The 19,588-nt window shown below is 71.4% G+C and carries 16 protein-coding genes and 3 tRNA genes; 11 read left to right on the top strand and 8 right to left on the bottom strand.

Annotated elements, in window-relative coordinates:
• Positions 1-13: 13 nt before the first annotated feature.
• Positions 14-1,357, bottom strand: a complete 1,344-nt coding sequence (locus BJ992_RS13275; protein ID WP_246496627.1) for a glycoside hydrolase family 10-like protein — start codon at positions 1,355-1,357, stop codon at positions 14-16.
• Positions 1,358-1,758: 401 nt separating this feature from the next.
• On the opposite strand from BJ992_RS13275, the gene BJ992_RS13270 reads away from it, so the two are divergent.
• Positions 1,759-3,243: a glycoside hydrolase family 3 protein gene (locus BJ992_RS13270; protein WP_184980847.1), complete on the top strand. Its 1,485-nt coding sequence runs from the start codon at positions 1,759-1,761 to the stop codon at positions 3,241-3,243.
• Positions 3,244-3,313: 70 nt separating this feature from the next.
• Positions 3,314-4,231 (top strand): MurR/RpiR family transcriptional regulator, encoded by a 918-nt coding sequence (locus BJ992_RS13265; RefSeq protein ID WP_184980845.1) that lies wholly within the window; start codon positions 3,314-3,316, stop codon positions 4,229-4,231.
• 61 nt (positions 4,232-4,292) lie between these two features.
• Here the strand turns inward: BJ992_RS13265 and BJ992_RS13260 are convergent, their stop codons facing one another.
• The 5 genes from BJ992_RS13260 to BJ992_RS13240 form a co-directional block, all read right to left on the bottom strand.
• Complete coding sequence (locus tag BJ992_RS13260) at positions 4,293-4,460, bottom strand: hypothetical protein (protein WP_184980843.1); 168 nt, start codon at positions 4,458-4,460, stop codon at positions 4,293-4,295.
• 213 nt (positions 4,461-4,673) lie between these two features.
• On the bottom strand, positions 4,674-5,393 hold the full coding sequence (locus BJ992_RS13255) for a hypothetical protein (protein WP_184980841.1): 720 nt from the start codon (positions 5,391-5,393) through the stop codon (positions 4,674-4,676).
• A gap of 159 nt (positions 5,394-5,552) precedes the next feature.
• Positions 5,553-6,620 carry a hypothetical protein gene (locus tag BJ992_RS13250; protein WP_184980839.1) on the bottom strand — a complete coding sequence of 356 codons (1,068 nt, stop codon included), beginning with the start codon at positions 6,618-6,620 and terminating at the stop codon, positions 5,553-5,555.
• Positions 6,621-6,764: 144 nt separating this feature from the next.
• Positions 6,765-8,153 carry a GH12 family glycosyl hydrolase domain-containing protein gene (locus BJ992_RS13245; RefSeq protein WP_184980837.1) on the bottom strand — a complete coding sequence of 463 codons (1,389 nt, stop codon included), beginning with the start codon at positions 8,151-8,153 and terminating at the stop codon, positions 6,765-6,767.
• A gap of 160 nt (positions 8,154-8,313) precedes the next feature.
• Positions 8,314-9,807, bottom strand: a complete 1,494-nt coding sequence (locus BJ992_RS13240) for an SDR family oxidoreductase (RefSeq protein ID WP_184980835.1) — start codon at positions 9,805-9,807, stop codon at positions 8,314-8,316.
• 136 nt (positions 9,808-9,943) lie between these two features.
• On the opposite strand from BJ992_RS13240, the gene BJ992_RS13235 reads away from it, so the two are divergent.
• The gene (locus tag BJ992_RS13235) at positions 9,944-10,363 is read left to right on the top strand and encodes a nitroreductase family deazaflavin-dependent oxidoreductase (RefSeq protein ID WP_184980833.1); all 420 of its coding nucleotides are present in this window, start codon (positions 9,944-9,946) and stop codon (positions 10,361-10,363) included.
• Positions 10,364-10,473: 110 nt separating this feature from the next.
• Positions 10,474-11,205, top strand: coding sequence for a rhomboid family intramembrane serine protease (locus BJ992_RS13230; protein ID WP_184980831.1), 732 nt, complete (start codon positions 10,474-10,476; stop codon positions 11,203-11,205).
• A gap of 3 nt (positions 11,206-11,208) precedes the next feature.
• On the opposite strand, the gene BJ992_RS13225 is transcribed toward BJ992_RS13230, so the two are convergent.
• Entirely contained in the window at positions 11,209-11,916 is a 708-nt protein-coding gene (locus BJ992_RS13225) for an SDR family oxidoreductase (protein ID WP_184980829.1), read from the bottom strand.
• 134 nt (positions 11,917-12,050) lie between these two features.
• On the opposite strand from BJ992_RS13225, the gene BJ992_RS13220 reads away from it, so the two are divergent.
• Positions 12,051-12,959: a helix-turn-helix transcriptional regulator gene (locus tag BJ992_RS13220; protein ID WP_184980827.1), complete on the top strand. Its 909-nt coding sequence runs from the start codon at positions 12,051-12,053 to the stop codon at positions 12,957-12,959.
• Positions 12,960-13,039: 80 nt separating this feature from the next.
• Positions 13,040-15,523, top strand: a complete 2,484-nt coding sequence (locus BJ992_RS13215) for a DUF3516 domain-containing protein (RefSeq protein WP_184980825.1) — start codon at positions 13,040-13,042, stop codon at positions 15,521-15,523.
• A gap of 17 nt (positions 15,524-15,540) precedes the next feature.
• Here BJ992_RS13215 and dusB read toward each other — a convergent pair whose 3' ends face one another.
• The gene (gene dusB / locus BJ992_RS13210) at positions 15,541-16,653 is read right to left on the bottom strand and encodes a tRNA dihydrouridine synthase DusB (protein WP_425503659.1); all 1,113 of its coding nucleotides are present in this window, start codon (positions 16,651-16,653) and stop codon (positions 15,541-15,543) included.
• 291 nt (positions 16,654-16,944) lie between these two features.
• On the opposite strand from dusB, the gene BJ992_RS13205 reads away from it, so the two are divergent.
• The 5 genes from BJ992_RS13205 (at position 16,945) to BJ992_RS13185 (ending at position 19,515) form a co-directional block, all read left to right on the top strand.
• Entirely contained in the window at positions 16,945-17,601 is a 657-nt protein-coding gene (locus BJ992_RS13205; RefSeq protein ID WP_184980821.1) for an ACT domain-containing protein, read from the top strand.
• Between the two features lie 96 nt (positions 17,602-17,697).
• Positions 17,698-17,770 (top strand) — tRNA-Gly (locus BJ992_RS13200).
• Positions 17,771-17,786: 16 nt separating this feature from the next.
• Positions 17,787-17,857, top strand: a tRNA-Cys gene (locus BJ992_RS13195).
• 25 nt (positions 17,858-17,882) lie between these two features.
• Positions 17,883-17,957 (top strand) — tRNA-Val (locus tag BJ992_RS13190).
• 382 nt (positions 17,958-18,339) lie between these two features.
• Positions 18,340-19,515: a macrolide family glycosyltransferase gene (locus tag BJ992_RS13185; RefSeq protein WP_246496626.1), complete on the top strand. Its 1,176-nt coding sequence runs from the start codon at positions 18,340-18,342 to the stop codon at positions 19,513-19,515.
• Positions 19,516-19,588: the final 73 nt, after the last annotated feature.

The following is a 19,588-nucleotide window of genomic DNA, read 5'->3' as shown; positions in this document are numbered from 1 at the left end:
GGGGATGAGCCTTTCAGTGCCAGGAGGGGAGGAGGTTCGGGTGGCGGGTCAGGGTGGGAGCGGTGGCCGGGGTTTGGTAGTGGTCCTGGATCACGCGGGTTATGGCGCCTAGGCGGTCGGCGCGGAGGTCGGTGGCGCTGAAGAAGATGTCGCCGGTTATCTCGGGGTGGGGGCGGTTGAGGGTCAGGTGGCGGGTGAGTTCTTCGGGGTTCTGCCAGACGGAGGGTTCGCCGGGGGCGCCGGAGCGGTAGGCGGGCTGGCCGATCCACAGAGCGGTGCCGGTGCCTTTGACCACGTCGGACCACCAGGGGACGAGTTTGGCGTAGTCGGCGGCGGGGAGGCCGATGTTCCAGTAGAGCTGGGGGGCCACGTAGTCGAGCCAGCCGGAGCGGATCCATTTGCGGGTGTCGGCGTACTGGTCGTCGTAGGACTGGGAGCCCTTGGTGTCGGAGCCCAGGGGGTCGGTGGTGGCGTTGCGCCAGATGCCGAAGGGGCTGATTCCCCACTGGACGTCGGGTTTGTCGCGGCGGACGCGGGTCGAGAGTTCCTGGACGAGGAGGTCGACGTTGTGGCGGCGCCAGGCGGCGCGGTCGGGGAAGCCGGTGCCGTGTTCGGCGTAGGCGCGGGTGTCGTCGAACTCCTGGCCCGCCAGGGGGTAGGGGTAGAAGTAGTCGTCGAAGTGGAGGCCGTCCACGTCGTACCGGGTGACGGCGTCCATGATGGCGTCCTGGACGAAGGCGCGGACCTCGGGGAGGCCGGGGTTGTAGTACAGGCCGTCGCCGTACGCGACACCCCACCCCGGCTCGCGCAGCAGCGGGTGACCGGCGGCGAGCGGGGTGTCGCGGCGCATGCTGACGCGGTAGGGGTTGAACCAGGCGTGGAAGGCGAGCCCGCGCTCGTGTGCGGCGTCCACCATGAACGCCAGCGGGTCGTAGCCGGGGTCGCGGCCCTGCACGCCGGTGAGGTACTGCGACCACGGCTCGTACGGCGAGGGCCAGAAGGCGTCCGCGGTGGGTCTGACCTGGACGAAGACCGAGTTGAGCTTGAGTGAGACCGCGAGGTCCATCCAGGAGGCGAACTCGTCGCGCTGGACGGCGGCCGGCAGTCCGGGTCGGGACGGCCAGTTGGAGTTCAGCACCGAGGAGAGCCACATGCCACGCATCCGCCGGTCACCGGCCGGCTCGGCGTCCGGCCGGGTGGCCGGCTCGGCGTCCGGGGGTATGTGCGACAGGGAGGCCCAGGCGGCCAGGGGTGTCAGGGCCGCGCCGGCGAGGCCGCCGAGGACGGCACGGCGGCCCATCAGGCGGTTCGGCCAGGAACCCTTACCGCCGGACATGACGGAAATCTTCCAGCTCATCGCACACCCCGAAGAGAATCGTCATCAGGCCGTGACCTTCCCGGGGGGTGAAAGAAGGAAATCTCCATAGAAGATACGCAAGACGGCAGAGGACTTCACCTCACACCGGCCCCAGAGGCACCACCGCCTCCGGCGATCACACCCGCCACGTAAAAACCCAGGAGGAGCCAAGACCGGTACGACCAGCCGACGCAGGGCCATCAGCAGGGATCGGGTGTGCAGGAAGCGGTCCTCGATGTGATGTGCGTCGCCGGAGCCCGTCCCGGCGATGATCACTACGGCGAGGACGGCACCGCACCGCATCGCCAAGCCCGACAAACACCGCGTGACCCTGATCTGTACGAACCACCATCACGACCGACGTGATCCGCACCGGCCACACTCATCAGGAAGCTCGACGCATGCCGCACAGTCCCGATCTCGACCGACTCGCCGCCGAGGTGCTCCAGGTGGGCTTCGGCGGGACCACGGCACCTGACTGGCTGCTGCGGCAGCTCGCGGAAGGGCTCGGGGGGGTCGTGCTGTTCGCTCGCAACGTTCCTCCGGACGGGGCGGCGGGGCTCATCACGAGGTTGCGGAGCGAGCGGCCTGAAGTGATCGTCGCGGTGGACGAGGAAGGCGGGTCGGTGACCCGGCTGCAGGCGGTGTCGGGGAGTTCCTGGCCCGGCAACGCCGCGCTCGGCGCGGTGGACGACGAGGACGTCACCGAGCGGACGGCCGCCGAGATCGGCCGCATGCTCGCCGCCACGGGAATCACGCTGGACTACGCGCCGGACGCCGACGTCAACGCCGACCCGGCCAATCCGGTGATCGGGATCCGCTCGTTCGGGGCCTTCGCCGGTCTGGTGGCACGCCATACGGCCGCCTGGGTGCGGGGGCTGCAGAGCGCGGGGGTCGCCGCCTGCGCCAAGCACTTCCCCGGTCACGGTGACACGATCACCGATTCCCATCTGGCGCTGCCGACGGTGCACGCCTCGCGTGAGCTGCTGGAACGGCGCGACCTGCCGCCGTTCCGCGCCGCCGTCGCGGCCGGTGCGCGGGCCGTCATGTGCGGCCACCTGCTCGTCCCGGCGCTCGACCCGGAACTGCCGGCCTCGCTGAGCCGCCGGGTGCTGACCGGTCTGCTGCGTGAGGAGCTGGGGTTCACCGGCATGGTGGTGACGGACGCCATCGAGATGCGGGCCGTCGCCGCCGTGTACCCGCCGGAGCGGATCGCGGTCCTCGCTCTCGCCGCCGGGGCCGACGCGATCTGCGCCGGCATCACCTCACCGGGAGGTGAGAGCGTCACGGCCCTGCGGGCCGGCATCGTGCGCGCGGTCCACGACGGTTCCCTTCCCGAGGAACGCCTGGCGGAGGCCGCGTCGCGGGTACGCGCGCTCTCCCACCGGCACGCCGAGAGCCCTGGTGGGACGGACGGCTTCGACGTGACGGACGGCCACGGCTTCGGTGTGTCGCGGCTCGGGCTGGAGACCGCGCGGCAGGCGCTGCGGGTGACGCCGGCCGGGGTGGCGCGGCCCGTGCTCGCGGTCGCGCCGCTGGTGGTGCGGATGACGGTCCGGCCGCATCAGGCGATCGGCGAGGTGGTGCAGTACGGACCCGGGGAGGCGCTCGGTGAGCGGCTGGCCGGCACGCGGACCGTGGATCTGCATCAGGGGGACGAACTCCCGGTGCTGCCGGAGGACCGGCCGGTGGTGATCGTCACGCATGACGCGCATCGGCACACGTGGATGCGGGACGTGCTCGCCGAGGCGCTGCGGCGGTGTCCCGGTGCGGTCGTGGTGGAGACGGGGCTGCCGGGACCGGCGCGGGGGGCCGTGTATCTGGCCACGCACGGGGACTCGCGGGTGTCGGCGCTGGCCGCGGCGGACTGGCTCACGACCTCCTGAACCACGCGCTGCGATGAGGTCGGCACGACCCATGATTGAGTAATGTGTCGGTAACAGATAAGGAACCCCCATGATCGACCCGCAGCGCTCGACCCCCGAGAACCTGGTCGCCCGGGTGCGGGCCGTGCTTCCGTCGCTGACGCCGTCCGCGCGGATCATCGCGCAGATGATCCTGGACGACCCCGGCACCGTCGCGGGAAGCACCATCACCGAGCTCAGCGCCACGTCGGCCGTCAGCGAGGCGACGATCGTGCGCACCGCCAGGGTCCTCGGGTTCTCCGGTTACGCGCAGCTCAGGCTGGCGCTCGCGGCGGCAGCGGCGGCGGCAGCGGCCACCCGGAACGGTCCGGACCGGCTGGTGCCGGGGGACCTCGCTCCCGACGACCCGCTGTGCGACGTGATCACCAAGGTGAGCCGGGCCGAGGCGCAGGCCATCGAGGACACCGCGGCGCAGCTGTCCCCCGAGCTGCTCGGCGAGGTGGTGGACGCCATCACGGCGGCACGCCGGGTGGACGTGTACGGGGTGGCGGCGTCGGGCCTCGTGGCGGCCGACATGGCGCAGAAGCTTCTGCGCATCGGGCTGCCGGCCCACGCGTTCACCGACGCGCATCTGGCACTGACCAGCGCCGTGCTGCTGCGGTCCGGCGACGTGGCGGTGGGGGTGAGCCGTACCGGCGAGACGCCGGACGTGCTGGAGCCGATGCGCCGCGCGCACCGGGCCGGCGCGACGACCGTGGCGATCACCAACAATCCGCGGTCGGCACTGGCGGAGCTGTGCACCCATGTGCTGATCTCCGCGGGCCGGGAGACGGCGTTCCGTCCCGGCGCGCTGGCGAGCAGGATCAGCCAGCTGCTCCTGGTGGACTACGTGTTCGTGGGGGTGGCGCAGCGGACTTCCGAGTCGTCCAACGAGGCCCTGCGCGCCACCCGCGACGCGGTGAACGAGTTCGTCGCCGAGTCCCGCCCCCGGTCCCGCCGCTCCCCGTGAGGGGAGCGGGCCGGTACGTCCCGGGTGGAGCGGACGATCCGCTCCTGGTGAGGAGAAGGGATCAGTGGGTTCGGGAGGAGCGGACGATCTTGGCGAGCATGGTGACCGCGAGGACCACCACGCCGATGATGAGGGCCCACTTGATCAGGCCGGTGATGATCCCGATGAGCGAGCCGAGCAGGAAGAACGCGACGACGACGGCCGCGATGACGAGAAGTATGCGTCCCATGTCCATGACGGTAGGCGGCCGGAGGCCCGCGTGGGGGCTCCGGCCGCCTGGTTCAGGGATGAGTCAGGGTCGGCCCTGAGGCAGGACCGGGGGGTCACGGGACGCCGGCCCGGGGGTGTCACAGGACGCCGGGCCGGCGTGTCACGGGACGGTGGGCCCGGGGGTGCCGCAGGACGGTGAACCGGGGGGTCACAGGACCGTGAGCCGGGGGTGTCACAGGACGGCGCAGCCGACCCGCAGGGGGATCCTCGGGGACCAGCGGCCGGAGGTGACGTCGTAGGCCTGCGCGTAGCCGTTGGCGGGACGGCCGGCGGCGGCGCAGTCGAACACGCCGGTCTTCTTGCCGAAGCTCGCGCCGGCGAAGCCGCTGTGCGCGGTGGCGTTCACGGTGCCCTGCCACAGCGTGCGGCCGGTGTCGAGCCGGATGTACAGCTTGACCTGGCCGAAGTTGTAGTGGTCGCCGCTGAGCTTGATGCGCGGGATGTCGTCGACCGAGGTGCTGGTCGAGGTGCCGTCGCCGTTGTCGCGCGGCGGCACGGTGTACCGGTTGACCCACAGGCGCGCGGACACCTTGCGGTCGGCGGCCAGGCCGTTGTCGGCGCGGACCTGGGCCCGTACGGCCGGGGTGACGCAGACGTCGTCGCCGTTGAAGGCCTCGCGCCAGACGTACCCCTGCACGCAGGTGTGGGGGCCGAAGGCGCCGGAGGTCCACTTGGCGGCCGCGGTGGCGTTCTCGGTGCGGGTGCGGTCGCGCACGCCGGAGGTGACGCAGACGTGGTCGGACGGACGGGCCTCGCGCCACACGTAGCCTTCCAGGCAGGTGTCGGGGCCGTAGTCGCCGCCGGCGGTCGCGGAGGCGGCGGGTGCGGTGACGGCCAGGCCGGCGCCGGCGAGGGTGGCGACGGCGGCGAGACCGAGCAGGGTGCGCTTCATGGTGCGCTCCGTTCTGTGAGTGCTTCCCGGCCCGGTCTGTCGCCGGGGGGCCTTGCACTCTCAGTGATACGGCGTGCCACCTGCACGTTCATTGACTCCGGCTTGCGTGCCGCGGCGGCAGGCGGATGCAAGTGCGCGCAAGAGACCTGCAAGCGCGGTCTACAGGGGAACGGCGAACACCACGCGGCGGCCCGCGAACTCGGTGAGGCTCCACAGCTGGCCGCGCTCGGCCCAGCAGGTGAGGTCCTCAGGGCCGATGGGCCACTTCTTGGCGACCGGCGCCTCGCCTGGCTTGGCCGTCAGAAGTGTGCCGTTGGACCGCGACGTGCCGGCCTGGCTGAGGTACCAGCGGCCCTTGTGGGACAGCCCGCCCTGGATCTTGGCGGCCGGCAGCGTGAAGGCCTCGGCGGCGCGCGCCACGCCGTCCTCGCCGGCGCGCAGCGTGCCGTCGGCGGCGAGCTGCCACCTGGCCACCCTGCCGTCCCGCTGCGGCGCCTCGTCGGCGGCGACGTACTCGCCGCTCACCAGGGTGTGCGGGGTGGTGGTGCGGTCGACGGCGGCGAACGAGAACCTGGCCGACCCCGAGGGGCCGGCGAGGATCCAGGAGTCGACCTGCGGCATCACGTAGCGGTAGCCGTAGGAGTGGTACTTGCCCTTCTGCAGCCCGACCTTGTCGTCGTCCCCCGCCACCTCGTAGATGTGCCGGGTGTCGAACACGCGCAGCCCGCGCGCGGTGTCGGGGACGTAGATCAGGTCGCCGTACCACGCGATGCCGCCGGCGTGGATGTTGACCGGCGTGTAGGTGTCGTCCTTCGGCGCGACCAGCAGGACGTGCCGGTACCTGGCCGTCGCGGTGTCCAGGAACGTCACCCTGACGCCGCGCTCCTCGGCGGCCCCCACCGGTTTCCAGTACCAGGTGACGGCGAGCGCCTTGGCGGCGGGGAGGCCGGCCTCCGAGCTGGAGGCGACACCCTGGGGGTACCAGTCGACGGTGTCGTTGTCGCCGGCGTTGAAGCAGTACCAGTCGGCGGGAAGCGGCCTCATGGTGCCGAAGGCCGCGGTGGAGCCTTTGCGCACGGCGGTGCGGTTGGCCTTGGCGAGCACGTCCTTGAGATCGCGCGCGGGGAGCTTTCCCGCGAGGGTCTGGACCGCGCGGGCGAGGTCGCGGGTGTTCCGGCGCAGGTGGAACGGTGCCGGGTCCGTCGCGGTCAACCGAGTCGCGGCCATAAATCAGTCCTTGTCGGGATCTGCCGGTGAATCAGGACAGTGTCCCCCATCCGCCGGTCCGATCACCGCTGTTTCCGACAAGACGGACGCAAAGAAGAGGGGCCGGGTACGGCGACGCGTACCCGGCCCCTGCCTGCGGGGGGATCAGCCCACCGAGCAGGCCGCCCCGTTGAGGGTGAAGCTCGACGGCGCCGCGTTGGAGCCGCTGTAGGTCCCCTGGAAGCCGATGGAGGTGTTGGCGCCGGGGGCGATGCTGCCGTTGTACGACATGTTGGTGGCCGTCACCGACGAGCCGCTCTGGTTGTAGGTCGCGCTCCAGCCGGAGGTGATCCGCTGGTTGCCGGGGAAGGTCCAGCCGAGCGTCCAGTTGTTCAGCGCGGAGCTGCCGGTGTTGGTGATGGTGATCGTGGCGGTGAAGCCGTCGCTCCACTGGCTGACCGAGTAGCCGACCCGGCAGGACCCGCCGCCGTTGCCGCCGCCGGAGGTGGTCACCGAGACGGCGTTGGAGGGTTGCGACATGTTGCCGGCCGCGTCCCTGGCCCGCACCGTGAACGAGTAGGTGGTGGAGGCGGACAGGCCCGACAGGGTGTACGACGTGCCGCCGACGCTGCCGACCGGCGTGGAGCCGCGGTAGATGTCGTAGGCGGTGACGCCGACGTTGTCACTGGAGCCGTTCCACGCCAGGGTCACGCTGCTGGAGGTGACGTTGGAGGCGCGCAGGTTGGACGGCGCGGTCGGCGCGCTGGTGTCGCCGCCACCGCCGGTGCCGACGCTGTAGGAGAAGTTGTTGACCGCGAGGCCCCGGCCGCCGACCCACGGCTCGAAGCCCGCCTGCACGCTGGTGAGGTACCAGGAGTTCTGGCCGTAGCCCCGGCTCACCGTGTCGTTCCAGAAGGTCGCCACGTTGAAGTCGATCGAGCTGGTCTGGGAGGTGCGCACGTAGGAGACGACGTTCCAGCCGATGTTGCCGAACCACACGTCCCAGGTGCCGCCGGCGAGGTTGACGGTGCCGACGCGGTTGCCGACCGGCTGCACGTTGCCGGTGTGCGCGAGCCACACCATGATCTCGGCGCCGGTGTTCTGGCCGTCGGTGCGGGACGTCGGGTCGAACCAGATGTCGTACGCGGCGTCGAAGACCCCGGCGGAGGAGGGGACCGACATGCTGACGCTGGTCCTGACGGTGGAGAAGCGGCTGTCGGTGACCCGCATGGGAAGGCTGCTGCCGCTGCTGCAGTTGGCGTAGTGGCAGCCCGCGTAGACGGCGGGGTACGACCCGGGTGCGCCGTTCTGCGGCTTGTTGTGGCTGGCCTCGGTGATGGTGAAGCCGGTGTTCGTGACGTTGATGCACTGGCGGGTGTCGTCACCCCAGTTGTTGTTGATGACGACGTAGCGGCCGCCGTTGATGGTGGTGGAGCCGTACTTCTCGCAGATGACCGTGTCCGCGCGGGACGGCCCGGCGATCGCCACCGACAACAGGACCGAGCCGAGGGCCGCGATGACGGCCGTCAGGACCCGTAGAGCATGACGTTTCATGAGGACTCCGGAGGGGGGGACGTCTGTGGGAGCGCTCCCAATCACTCGCGACAGTAGGACGGCACCGCGTGCCGCGCACAGAGCCCTCCCGGCCCTCCCGGTGGAGACAGACCGCTGACCTGGCCTTTGACCTGCGTAAAAGCTGAAAGTTTCAGCCGCGTTACGGGGAGACCGCGCGCCGTCCCTCCACCGCGGCCTTGGCCACGTTGCGCGCCATGCTGCCGAAGATCAACCCGTGGAACGGGTAGACCCCCCACCAGTACAAGTGGCCGAGCAGGCCGCGCGGATGGAAGAGTGCCCGCTGACCGTACACCGTGCGGCCGTCCTGGTCACGGCACGACAGCTCCAGCCACGCCAGGCCCGGCAGGCGCATCTCGGCGCGCAGCCGCAGCAGACGGCCCGGTTCGATCTCCTCCACCCGCCAGAAGTCCAGCGCGTCCCCCACCCGTAGCCGGCCGGGGTCGCGCCGGCCGCGGCGCAGGCCCACTCCCCCGGCGAAACGGTCGAGCAGCCCGCGCACCTCCCATGCCAGCGGCATCGAGTACCAGCCCTGCTCGCCGCCGATCCCCTCGATGACCCGCCACAGCGCCTCGGGGGGAGCGTCCACGTCCGCCGAGCGCTCGTCCACGTACAGGCTGCCGCCGGACCAGCCGGGATCGGTCGGCAGGGGGTCGCTCGGCGCGCCGGGGGTGGCGGCCGAGGACCAGCGGGTCGCGACGTCGGCCTCCTTGATGCGGTGCAGCGCCAGGCGTACCGCCTCGCGGAACCCGACCAGGCCGCCGGGAGGGTCGGGGACGTACCGTGCGATGTCGTGCTCGTGGCAGACCGCCTCCTCGCGCAGCGACTCCACCAGGGGACGGGCCACCCCGGCCGGCACGGGGGTGACCAGGCCCACCCAGTGACTGGACAGGCCGGGGGTGAGCAGCGGCACCGGGATGATCCAGCGTGGCGGCAGGCCGGCCTCGGCGGCGTAGCCACGCATCATGCCGGCGTACGTGAGGACCTCGGGGCCGCCGATGTCGAAGCCGCGGCTCACCTCCGGCGGGATGTCCAGCGCGCCGACGAGGTAGCGCAGCACGTCGCGGATGGCGATGGGCTGGGTGCGGGTGGCGACCCATTTGGGGGTGGTCATCACGGGGAGGCGTTCGGTGAGGTGCCGCAGCATCTCGAACGACACCGACCCCGAGCCGATGATCACCGAGGCGCGCAGCGCGACCACCGGCACCCCGGAGCCGAGCAGGATCCGTTCCACCTCGGCCCGTGACCGCATGTGCGCGGACGTCCGCACCCCCGCCTCGCCGCCGTGCCGGTCCACCGGCGTGAGCCCGCCGAGGTAGACGATCCGCCGTACGCCGGCCTCCTTGGCGGCGGCGGCGAACGTGCGCGCGGCGCGGCGGTCGCGTCCGGCGAAGTCCCGGCCCGAGCCCATGGTGTGGATCAGGTAGTAGGCCGCGTCCACGCCGCCGAGGGCCGCGCGGGTCGCCTCGAAGTCGGCGGCGTCGGCCTCGGCGACCTCCACCCGGTCACGCCACATCTGGTCGCGCAGCCGGCCCGCCGAGCGCGCCATGCACCGCACCTCGTGCCCCGCCTTGAGCAGCTCGGGCACCAGGCGTCCGCCGATGTAGCCGGTCGCGCCGGTCACCAGACACCTCATGCGTCCTCCCTGTCCTCCCCCTTCGTACGGCATGCCTACCCGGTTGCGGGGAAGGGACCGGAATGATCTCGGACGAGATCCGGTTGCCGAGATCACCGAGGTTGAGACGGATTCATATAGCAGGAGGTTGAGGGCCATGGCGCAGCAGTTCCTCTTCGGCCAGGAGCACGTCGACAAGTACCGGGAGACCGACGGGCAGGAGGGGCACGACTGGCAGGGCACCACCGTGCTGCTCCTGACCACCACCGGACGCAAGAGCGGCCGGTCCATCACTACGCCGCTGATCTACCAGAAGCACGGCGACGACTACGTGGTGGTGGCCTCCAAGGGAGGGGCCCCCGACTCGCCGCACTGGTACCACAACCTGGTCGCCGACCCCCAGGTCGAGGTGCAGGTCCTCGGTGACAGGTTCGCCGCCAACGCGCGCACCGCGGGCCCGGACGAGAAGCCGGAGCTGTGGCGGCTGATGACCGCCACCTGGCCCCAGTACGACGAGTACCAGACCAAGACCGACCGGCCGATCCCGGTGGTCGTGCTGGAGCGCACCGGCTCCTGACCTTGGCCCGGCCCCGCGCCGTTTGCCACAATGGCGGCGCGGGAGGGCCGGACACGGGACTCCCGGCCGCCCCGGACCCGCCGGGACGGCGCGGCGGCCAGGGAGGCTCCATGAGCGGCGGCGGCGACCGCACGGCCGAGATCATGATCGCGGAGGCCAGGAAGGCCTTCTGGGTGATGGTCGGCTTCCTGGCCTTCATCTGGGTCGTCCAGATCTTCAACGCGTTGTCGGGCTACCTGCTCAGCCGCGCGTTCGGCATCGTGGCGCGCGATCCGGGAGCGCTGGCCGGCGTGGTGACCGCGCCGTTCCTGCACTGGAGCTGGGGACATATCGAGGGCAACTCGGGCCCGTTGTTCGTGTTCGGCTTCCTCGCCGCCTACCGCGGGGTCGTGCGGTTCCTCGGCGTGACCGCGCTGATCGCGGTGACGAGCGGCCTCGGCGTGTGGTTCGTCGCCGGGCCCGGCACCGTGACGGCCGGCGCGAGCGGCGTGGTCTTCGGGTACTTCGGCTACATCCTGGTGCGCGGCGTCTTCGACCGGCACACCATCGACATCGTGGTCGGCCTGGTGATGGGCCTGTGTTTCGCCTACCAGTTCACCGGCCTGCTGCCGTCCGACGGTTTCAGCTGGCAGGGCCACCTGTTCGGGTTCGCCGGCGGCATCCTCGGCGGCTGGCTGTTCCGTGAGCGGCGGGTGCGTCCGGCGGCCGGCCCCCGCCAGGTCGCCGGTCCCGCCGCGAGAGGCGTCGCCGGTCCTGCCCCGGGGAGCGCCGGCGGACCCGCCACGTCCGCCGACCCCTCCCGCGCGGCCCTGATCAAGGAGCTCGACGACCTCGGGTTGTGAGCCTCACCACGGGATGTTCCCCTCGTCGTCCATGTAGGCGCCGCTCGGGCCGTCGCCGGGGAGCAGCGCCAGCCGTACGGCGATCGCCGCGCCTTGCGCCGCGGTGCGGTGGCCGGTGTGCTGGTTGAGGTCGGTCGCGCAGTACCCGGGGTCGGCGGCGTTGACCTTGATGGTGGTGTCGCGCAGCTCCTTGGCGTAGGCCAGGGTGACCATGTTGAGCGCGGCCTTGGAGGAGTTGTACGTCATCAGGTTCAGGTCGAAGTACGGCGAGGACGGGTCGGAGCCCAGGGTGAGGGACCCGAGGCCGCTGGACATGTTCACGATCCTCGCGGCCGGCGCGCGGCGCAGCAGCGGCATCATGGCGTTGGTGACGGCCACCACGCCGAACACGTTCGTCTCGTAGGTCGCGCGCAGCACCTCCAGCGGGGTGGCGCTCGGCCGGATGTCGTCCTGGGGGACGATGACGCCGGCGTTGTTGACCAGGATGTCCAGCGTGCCGTACTCCTCCTCGATCCAGGCGGCGGCGGCCTTCACCGAGTCCTCCGAGGTGACGTCCAGCCGGACGTGCCTCGCGCCGAGCCTTTCCGCCGCCGCGCGGCCTCGCTCCTCGTCGCGGGCCCCGATCAGCACCGTGACACCCCGTCCGCTCAGCTCCTTGGCGATCTCGAAGCCGATTCCCTTGTTCGCTCCGGTGATCAGTGCGTTCGTCATGCCGACCACCCTGCTGCGGGCCGCGCGGCCCGAGGAGAGAACTCCCGGCCCTGGTACCGGCGGTACCACCATGCGCCGTGAGGTGGGATCGGCGGTACCACCCACGGGGGCCGCGCGGACGCCATGCTGGGTACATGAACCGTGAGGATCTGGCCGGGTTCCTGCGCGACCGCCGCGCCAAGGTGCGGCCGTACGACGTGGGGCTCCCCGACGGGGGACGCAGGCGCACGCCGGGGCTGCGGCGGCAGGAGGTCGCGCAGCTCGCCGGGATGTCGGTGGACTACTACATCAGGCTGGAGCAGGCCAGGGGCCCCGTGCCGTCCCGGCAGGTGCTGAACGCGCTCAGCCGGGCCCTGATGCTCACCACCGACGAGCGGGCCCATCTGTACAACCTGGCGTGTCCCACGCCGCTGCGTCCCGCCGCCGGACCGAGGCAGGACGTGCCACCCGGCATCCGGCGGCTGCTCGCGCAGATGACGGACGTCCCGGCGTACGTCGTGGACGCGCGGTACGAGATCCTCGCGTGGAACGCGCTGGCGTCCGCGCTGATGGGAGACCTGGAGTCGGTGCCGGCCGACCGCCGCAACGTGGTGCGGTGGGTGTTCACCTCGCCGTCCCTGCGTGAGCACATGGCGAGCGAGGAGAAGAGCCGTTTCGCACGGCTGTGCGTGGCGGACCTGCGGGCCGCCGCGGCGCGGTACCCCGAGGACAAGGGGATCGGCGACCTGGTGGCCGAGATGCGCGCGGTGAGCCCGGAGTTCGCGGCGCTGTGGGCCGCGCACGAGGTGGCGGTGCGGCGCGACCAGCCGAAACGGCTGGAGCATCCCCTGGTGGGGCCGCTGGACGTGGTGTGCCAGGTGCTGGACGTCCCCGACCGGGACCAGCGCCTCGTGGTGTACACCGTGGAGCCCGGCTCGCCGTCCATGCGCGCGCTGCGGCGGCTGCGGGAGATGACGGAGGCCGGGGTCCCCCCGGTGGTGTGCATGCCGGGGCCGGCGATGGAGCCGGCCGTCCGCGAGGCGGCCCGGCGGGGACCGTCCTGAGACCCCTCGGGCCACCGCGATCGGGAACCGTCGTCCACAGGGTGGCTGGACCATCGCGCGGACTTCGGCACTATTGACGTGTGAGCCTCCTGGAGAACCTTCCCGAGACCCCGGACCCCGACGCGCTGTTCGAGGCGTTCACCGAGTGGAACGCCGGACGCGGCCTGACGCTGTACCCGGCGCAGGAGGAGGCGCTGATCGAGGTCGTCTCCGGCAACAACGTGATCCTCGCGACGCCGACCGGGTCCGGCAAGAGCCTGGTCGCGGCGGGGGCCCACTTCGCGGCGCTCGCCGCCGGGAGGCGCACGTTCTACACCGCGCCGATCAAGGCGCTGGTGTCGGAGAAGTTCTTCGATCTGTGCGCGGTGTTCGGCACCGAGAACGTCGGCATGATGACCGGCGACGCGGCGGTCAACGCGACCGCGCCGATCATCTGCTGCACGGCCGAGATCCTCGCCTACATCGCGCTGCGCGACGGCGCGCGGGCCGACGTGGGTCAGGTCGTGATGGACGAGTTCCACTTCTACGCCGAGCCGGACCGCGGCTGGGCCTGGCAGGTGCCGCTCCTTGAGCTGCCGCAGGCGCAGTTCGTCCTGATGTCGGCGACTCTCGGGGACGTGACGCGGTTCGAGGCCGACCTGACGCGGCGCACCGGCCGCGAGACGGCGGTGGTCCGCTCGGCGACCCGGCCGGTGCCGCTGTACTACAGCTACCGTGTCACGCCGCTGCACGAGACGCTGGAGGAGCTGCTGTCCACCGGGTCCGCGCCGGTGTACGTCGTGCACTTCACGCAGGCGGCGGCCATGGAGCGCGCGCAGGCACTGATGAGCGTCAACATGTCGACCAAGGCCGAGAAGGAAGCCATCGCGGCGCTGATCGGCCACTTCCGGTTCACCACCAAGTTCGGCAAGGCGCTGTCGCGGCTGGTGCGGCACGGCATCGGGGTGCACCACGCCGGCATGCTGCCGAAGTACCGGCGGCTGGTGGAGCGGCTGGCGCAGGCCGGGCTGCTCAAGGTCATCTGTGGCACCGACACGCTCGGCGTCGGGGTGAACGTCCCGATCCGCACCGTGCTGTTCACCGCGCTCAGCAAGTACGACGGCAACCGCGTGCGGCTGCTGCGGGCCCGCGAGTTCCACCAGATCGCCGGCCGCGCCGGCCGCGCCGGGTTCGACACCCTCGGGTACGTCGTGTGCCAGGCCCCCGACCACGTCGTGGAGAACGAGAAGGCGCTGGCCAAGGCCGGGGACGATCCCAAGAAGCGGCGGCGGGTGGTGCGCAAGAAGGCGCCTGAGGGGTTCGTGGCGTGGAGCGAGGAGACGTTCGAGCGGCTGCAGAAGGCCGAGCCCGAGCAGCTGACGTCCCGGTTCAAGGTCAGCAACGCCATGCTGCTCGCGGTGATCAACCGGCCGGGTGACTGCTACGCGGCGATGAAGCAGCTGCTCACCGACAACCACGAGGACCGCAGGGCCCAGCGCCGCCACATCAGCCACGCCATCGCGATCTACCGGTCCCTGCTGGCCGGCGGGGTCGTCGAGACGCTGCGCGAGCCGGACGAGCAGGGCCGCCGCGCGCGGCTCACCGTGGACCTGCAGGAGGACTTCGCGCTCAACCAGGCACTGTCGACGTTCGCGCTGGCGTCCTTCGAGCTGCTGGACGCCGGGTCGCCGACCTACCCCCTGGACGTGGTGTCCATCGTGGAGTCCACGCTGGACGATCCCCGGCAGATCCTGCACTCCCAGCTCAACAAGGCGCGCGGCGAGGCCGTGGCCCAGATGAAGGCCGACGGCGTCGAGTACGAGGAGCGCATGGAGCTGCTCACCGAGGTGACCTACCCCATGCCGCTGCAGGAGCTGCTGTTCGGCGCGTACGAGACCTACCGCCGCGGTCACCCCTGGGTCGGCGACCACGCCGTCAGCCCCAAGTCGGTGGTGCGCGACATGTACGAGCGCGCCATGACCTTCGGCGAGTACGTGCAGTACTACGAGCTGGCCCGCTCCGAAGGCGCCGTGCTGCGGTACCTCGCCGACGCCTACCGCACCCTGAGCCGCACCGTCCCCGACCACATGAAGACCGAGGAGCTGCACGACCTCATCGAGTGGCTCGGCGAGCTGGTCCGGCAGGTCGACTCCAGCCTCCTCGACGAGTGGGAGAAACTCCAGAACCCGGCCGACGAGGCGCTCGACCGTCCCGAGGAGGAGACGACCCGGCCGGTCACGGCCAACCGCCGCGCCTTCAGGGTCCTCGTGCGCAACGCCATGTTCCGCCTGGTCGAGCTGGCCGCGCGCGAGCGGTACGACGACCTGGAGGCCGCGGCGGACATCGACTGGGAGGAGCCGCTGGCGGCCTACTTCGAGGAGCACGACGAGATCCGCACCGGTCCCGACGCGCGCGGGCCGGCGCTGCTGATGATCGAGGAGGACGAGCATCTGTGGAACGTCCGCCAGATCATCGACGACCCGGCCGGCCATCACGACTGGGCCATCACGGCCCAGGTCGACCTCGCCGCCTCCGACGAGGAGGGCCAGGCCGTGATCCACGTGACCGGGCTGTCCCGGTTGTGAGCCGCCGCGGCGGCACGTCAGCCGCCTGAGACGTCCAGCTCGGCGTCCACCGGCACGGTGCGGGCCTCGGGGTCGTCGAGCCAGCCCTCGGGGAGGTGGACGCGGGTACGGCCGCCTGACGCGCCGCGGGGGCCGTCGGCTGCGTGGCCCGGCCACGGCTGCTCAGCCGGCAGGCGCGCGAGATGGGCTTCCAGCTCGGCGAGAGTGCTCGCGGTGGCGAGGGAGCGGCGCAGCTCGGTGCCGACGGTGAAGCCCTTGAGGTACCAGCCGACGTGTTTGCGGAAGTCCAGCACGCCGTGCGGCTCGCGGCCGAAGCACTCCACCAGCAGGTGCGCGTGGCGGGCCATGGTGGCGGCGACCTCACCGAGAGTGGGGGCCGCGGCGGCGTCGCCGCCGTCGAACACCTCGTTCAGGTCGCGGAACAGCCAGGGACGGCCGAGGCAGCCCCGGCCGATCACGACGCCGTCGCAGCCGGTGCGGTCCATCATGCGCAGCGCGTCGGCGGCGGTCCAGATGTCGCCGTTGCCGAGCACCGGGATCTCCGGCACGGCGTCCTTGAGCCGCGCGATGGCGTCCCAGTCGGCCACGCCGCCGTAGTGCTGCACCGCCGTGCGGCCGTGCAGCGTGATCGCACTCAGCCCCTCCTCCACGGCGATCCGGCCGGCAGCCAGGTAGGTCAAGTGGTCGTCGTCGATGCCTTTGCGCATCTTCATGGTCACCGGCAGCGTGCCGGCGCCGGCCACCGCGGCCCGCAGCACGGCCCGCAGCAGTTCGCGTTTGTACGGCAGCGCCGCACCGCCGCCGCGCCGCGTGACCTTCGGCACCGGGCAACCGAAGTTCAGGTCGACGTGGTCGGCCAGCCCTTCCTCGGCGACGACGCGCACGGCCCGGCCGACGGTCTCGGGGTCGACGCCGTACAACTGGAGGCTGCGCGGCGTCTCGTCCCTCCCGAAGCGGATCATCGCCATCGTCTTCGGGTTCCGCTCGACCAGCGCTCTGCTGGTGATCATCTCGGAGACGTACAGCCCGCCGCCCTGCTCACGGCACAGCTCACGGAAGGGGCCGTTGGTGACCCCCGCCATCGGCGCAAGCACCACAGGAGGCCACACATCTATCGCGCCTATCTTCACCCGGTCCTTTCTACCCGAACCCGAACCAGGCTTGTTCCCCAGCCCAAACACGGCTGCACCATCTTCCGCGCCGTCCACCGCCGGCTCCCCCATCGATCTCCGCGAACCGCTCCATGCTTCCAAAATCCCCCGTTTTCCAGGTGATTCTTCCCTCAACCGGGAGGAGCGACCCGCACCACCCCTGCCGTGAGCGTGACCCGCGTCACCCGCCGCACCGCCACCGGCCGTCTGTGGCTACCCTGAAGGCACAGGCCGCCTTACCTGACACTTCGACAGACCGGAGGCCGGCGGATGCTCCTGCGCCTGCGAATCACCCTCCCGGACCGGCCGGGGTCGCTCGGCCAGGTCACCCGCGTGCTCGGCGTCGCCGGCGCCGACATCATCCAGCTCACCGTGCTGGAACGCGGTGAGGGCCGCGCCGTCGACGACCTCACCGTCCACTGGCCCGACTCCGCCACCCGCCAGACCCTCGCCGACGCGCTGGAGGCCGTCCCCGGCATCAGCGTCGAAGGCGTCTGGGCCACCCGCGAGGCCCCCGGCACCTATCCCGAGCTCGAAGTCCTGAAATACATCACCACCGCCGGAGACCGCGCGCTCGCCACCCTGATCGACTCCCTGCCGGTCCTGTTCAGCGCCGACTGGGCCGCCGTCGCCACCGAACGGCCTCCGCGCACCGTCGCGCACAAGAGCTGGCGGGCCCCCGAGGAGATCACCTTCCCCGCCGTGACCCCGCCGCGTCCCCAGGCCATGACCATGGACGACGGCCTCCACGTCATCGCCGCACCTCTCCCCCCGCTGGCCCTGACCTTCGTGCTGGCCCGCGCCGACGGCCCGCCGTTCCACCGCATCGAGGTCCACCGCCTGACCAGGATCCTGGAGATCTTCCTCACCCTCCCCGCCTTGGAGCGCAGCGTCTCGCGCACCTTCCGAGGCTCCAGAACCGGCTAGATCACCGCCACGACCCGCGCCGGTTAGGCACAACTACGAAACTCCGATAGAGTTCCATCCCGTCGCCGAGTCCGACTCCGGCCCAGGCGATGACACGCGGACGTGGCTCAGCTGGTAGAGCATCACCTTGCCAAGGTGAGGGTCGCGGGTTCGAATCCCGTCGTCCGCTCGGAGAGATCCAACCCGGTGGAGTGGCCGAGAGGCGAGGCAGCGGCCTGCAAAGCCGCGTACACGGGTTCAAATCCCGTCTCCACCTCAACCCCCCGCGAGGGGCAGTTCCGGGGCGATTAGCTCAGTGGGAGAGCGCTACCTTGACACGGTAGAGGCCACTGGTTCAATCCCAGTATCGCCCACCACTCATGCGGCCCCCACCGGGAAGCGGCACCCGTGAACAGCGTCCCGCCTCCGTCTCCGGGTCGCCACCGTCCAGCGCTCCCTGCACCGCCGCCGGCAGGATACGCGGTGCCGTACGAGGAGCTCAGGAGCTCGGCGAACGGTGTGTCCGTCTACCGGAAGGTCCGTGAGCGCATGGCGAGGGGAAATCCGGTGGCTGTGCCGGTGGCCGGTGGCTAGGCTGCCGGTTGTGATCGACTCGATTCGTCTGCGCCGCGCCTGAGGCGGCGTGACTTGCCGGGTCCACTCGTGGGTCGGGTGGACCCCTTCTGACGACCCCGTCGCGGGGTGTCTCCTGCGCGCCGCCTGAGTGTGTCCACTCGGGATCAGGCAGGACGAAAAAGTATGCGTACTGGTCAGCACATCATCATGGTCGGCTGCACCGCGCCGAGCCATATCTATCCCTCCCTGGGGGTCGTCAGGGAACTCGTCGACCGGGGACACCGGGTCAGCTACGTCGTCGGGGAGCCGCTGCGCGAGCTGGTGGCCGGCACCGGAGCCGAGGTGGTGGCGCATCCGTCGCGGCTGCCGCTCGGCGACGAGGCGTGGCCGCAGGACCCCGCCGACGCGATGCGGGTGTTCCTGGACGAGGCGGTCGCGGTGTTCCCGGGGCTGACCGAGAGGTTCGACGGGGATCGGCCCGATCTGATCCTCTACGACATCGGCGGGCTCGCCGGGCCGGTGCTCGGGGTGCGGTACGGCGTCACGGCCGTGCAGCTCTCCCCCACCTATGTGGCGTGGGAGGGGTACGAGGCCGACATGGCGGAGGTGATGGCCGCGATCCGGGGGTCGGCGCCGGGGAAGGCGTATCACGCGGCGTTCGGCGGGTGGCTCCGGGAGAACGGGATCGGCACCGACGCCTGGGAGTGGCTCGGGTCACCCGGGGACGTGATCGCGCTGATCCCGCGGGTCATGCAGCCGTACGCGGAGAAGGTCCCGCCACGGGTGCGGTTCGCGGGGCCGTGCCTGGATCCGGCGCGGGTCGCGGAGAGTGCGTGGGTGCCGCCTCGGGACGGCCGGCGGGTGCTGCTCGTCTCGTTCGGGACGGCCTACACCGAGCAGCCGCACGTCTACCGGGCCTGCTTCGAGGCGTTCGCGGGGTCGGACTGGCATGTGGTGATGGCGATCGGGGACCGGGTCGACCCCGCCGTCCTCGGGACGCCGCCTCCGGGGGTCGAGGTGCACCGCAGGGTGCCGCAGCCGGCCGTGCTGGAGGTGGCGTCGGCGTTCGTCACGCACGCCGGCATGGGGAGCTGCGCGGAGTCGCTCTGGTACGGGGTCCCGACCGTGGCGATCCCGCAGGCCGTGGACCAGTTCGGGAACGCCGAGCGGCTGGAGGAGCTCGGCGTGGGGGTCCGGCTTCCCGGTGACCGGGTCGACGCGGTGACCTTGCGGGAGGCGGTGGAACACGTGGCGGGCTCGGCGGACGTCGCGGCCCGTGTGGCGGACCTGCGGGCCGCCGTACGAGCGGAAGGCGGGATCGGCCGGGCCGTGGCGGCCGTGGAGTCGTTCATGACCTGACCGGACCGCCACCGGCCCGTCCCGGACGGCGGGCCGGTGGCGGCGGGCCGGTGGGGAGCGCCTCTGGCGGGGT

Source organism: Sphaerisporangium rubeum, from assembly GCF_014207705.1.
GTDB classification, from domain to species: Bacteria; Actinomycetota; Actinomycetes; order Streptosporangiales; family Streptosporangiaceae; genus Sphaerisporangium; species Sphaerisporangium rubeum.
This window is presented reverse-complemented; position numbering and strand designations above follow the sequence as displayed.

Bases quoted from the DNA above. Each gene is read 5' to 3' on its own strand.
- BJ992_RS13275 (WP_246496627.1), bottom strand. From the start codon at position 1,357: ATGAGCTGGAAGATTTCCGTCATGTCCGGCGGTAAGGGTTCCTGGCCG.
- BJ992_RS13270 (WP_184980847.1), top strand. From the start codon at position 1,759: ATGCCGCACAGTCCCGATCTCGACCGACTCGCCGCCGAGGTGCTCCAG.
- BJ992_RS13265 (WP_184980845.1), top strand. From the start codon at position 3,314: ATGATCGACCCGCAGCGCTCGACCCCCGAGAACCTGGTCGCCCGGGTG.
- BJ992_RS13260 (WP_184980843.1), bottom strand. From the start codon at position 4,460: ATGGGACGCATACTTCTCGTCATCGCGGCCGTCGTCGTCGCGTTCTTC.
- BJ992_RS13255 (WP_184980841.1), bottom strand. From the start codon at position 5,393: ATGAAGCGCACCCTGCTCGGTCTCGCCGCCGTCGCCACCCTCGCCGGC.
- BJ992_RS13250 (WP_184980839.1), bottom strand. From the start codon at position 6,620: ATGGCCGCGACTCGGTTGACCGCGACGGACCCGGCACCGTTCCACCTG.
- BJ992_RS13245 (WP_184980837.1), bottom strand. From the start codon at position 8,153: ATGAAACGTCATGCTCTACGGGTCCTGACGGCCGTCATCGCGGCCCTC.
- BJ992_RS13240 (WP_184980835.1), bottom strand. From the start codon at position 9,807: ATGAGGTGTCTGGTGACCGGCGCGACCGGCTACATCGGCGGACGCCTG.
- BJ992_RS13235 (WP_184980833.1), top strand. From the start codon at position 9,944: ATGGCGCAGCAGTTCCTCTTCGGCCAGGAGCACGTCGACAAGTACCGG.
- BJ992_RS13230 (WP_184980831.1), top strand. From the start codon at position 10,474: ATGAGCGGCGGCGGCGACCGCACGGCCGAGATCATGATCGCGGAGGCC.
- BJ992_RS13225 (WP_184980829.1), bottom strand. From the start codon at position 11,916: ATGACGAACGCACTGATCACCGGAGCGAACAAGGGAATCGGCTTCGAG.
- BJ992_RS13220 (WP_184980827.1), top strand. From the start codon at position 12,051: ATGAACCGTGAGGATCTGGCCGGGTTCCTGCGCGACCGCCGCGCCAAG.
- BJ992_RS13205 (WP_184980821.1), top strand. From the start codon at position 16,945: ATGCTCCTGCGCCTGCGAATCACCCTCCCGGACCGGCCGGGGTCGCTC.
- BJ992_RS13185 (WP_246496626.1), top strand. From the start codon at position 18,340: ATGCGTACTGGTCAGCACATCATCATGGTCGGCTGCACCGCGCCGAGC.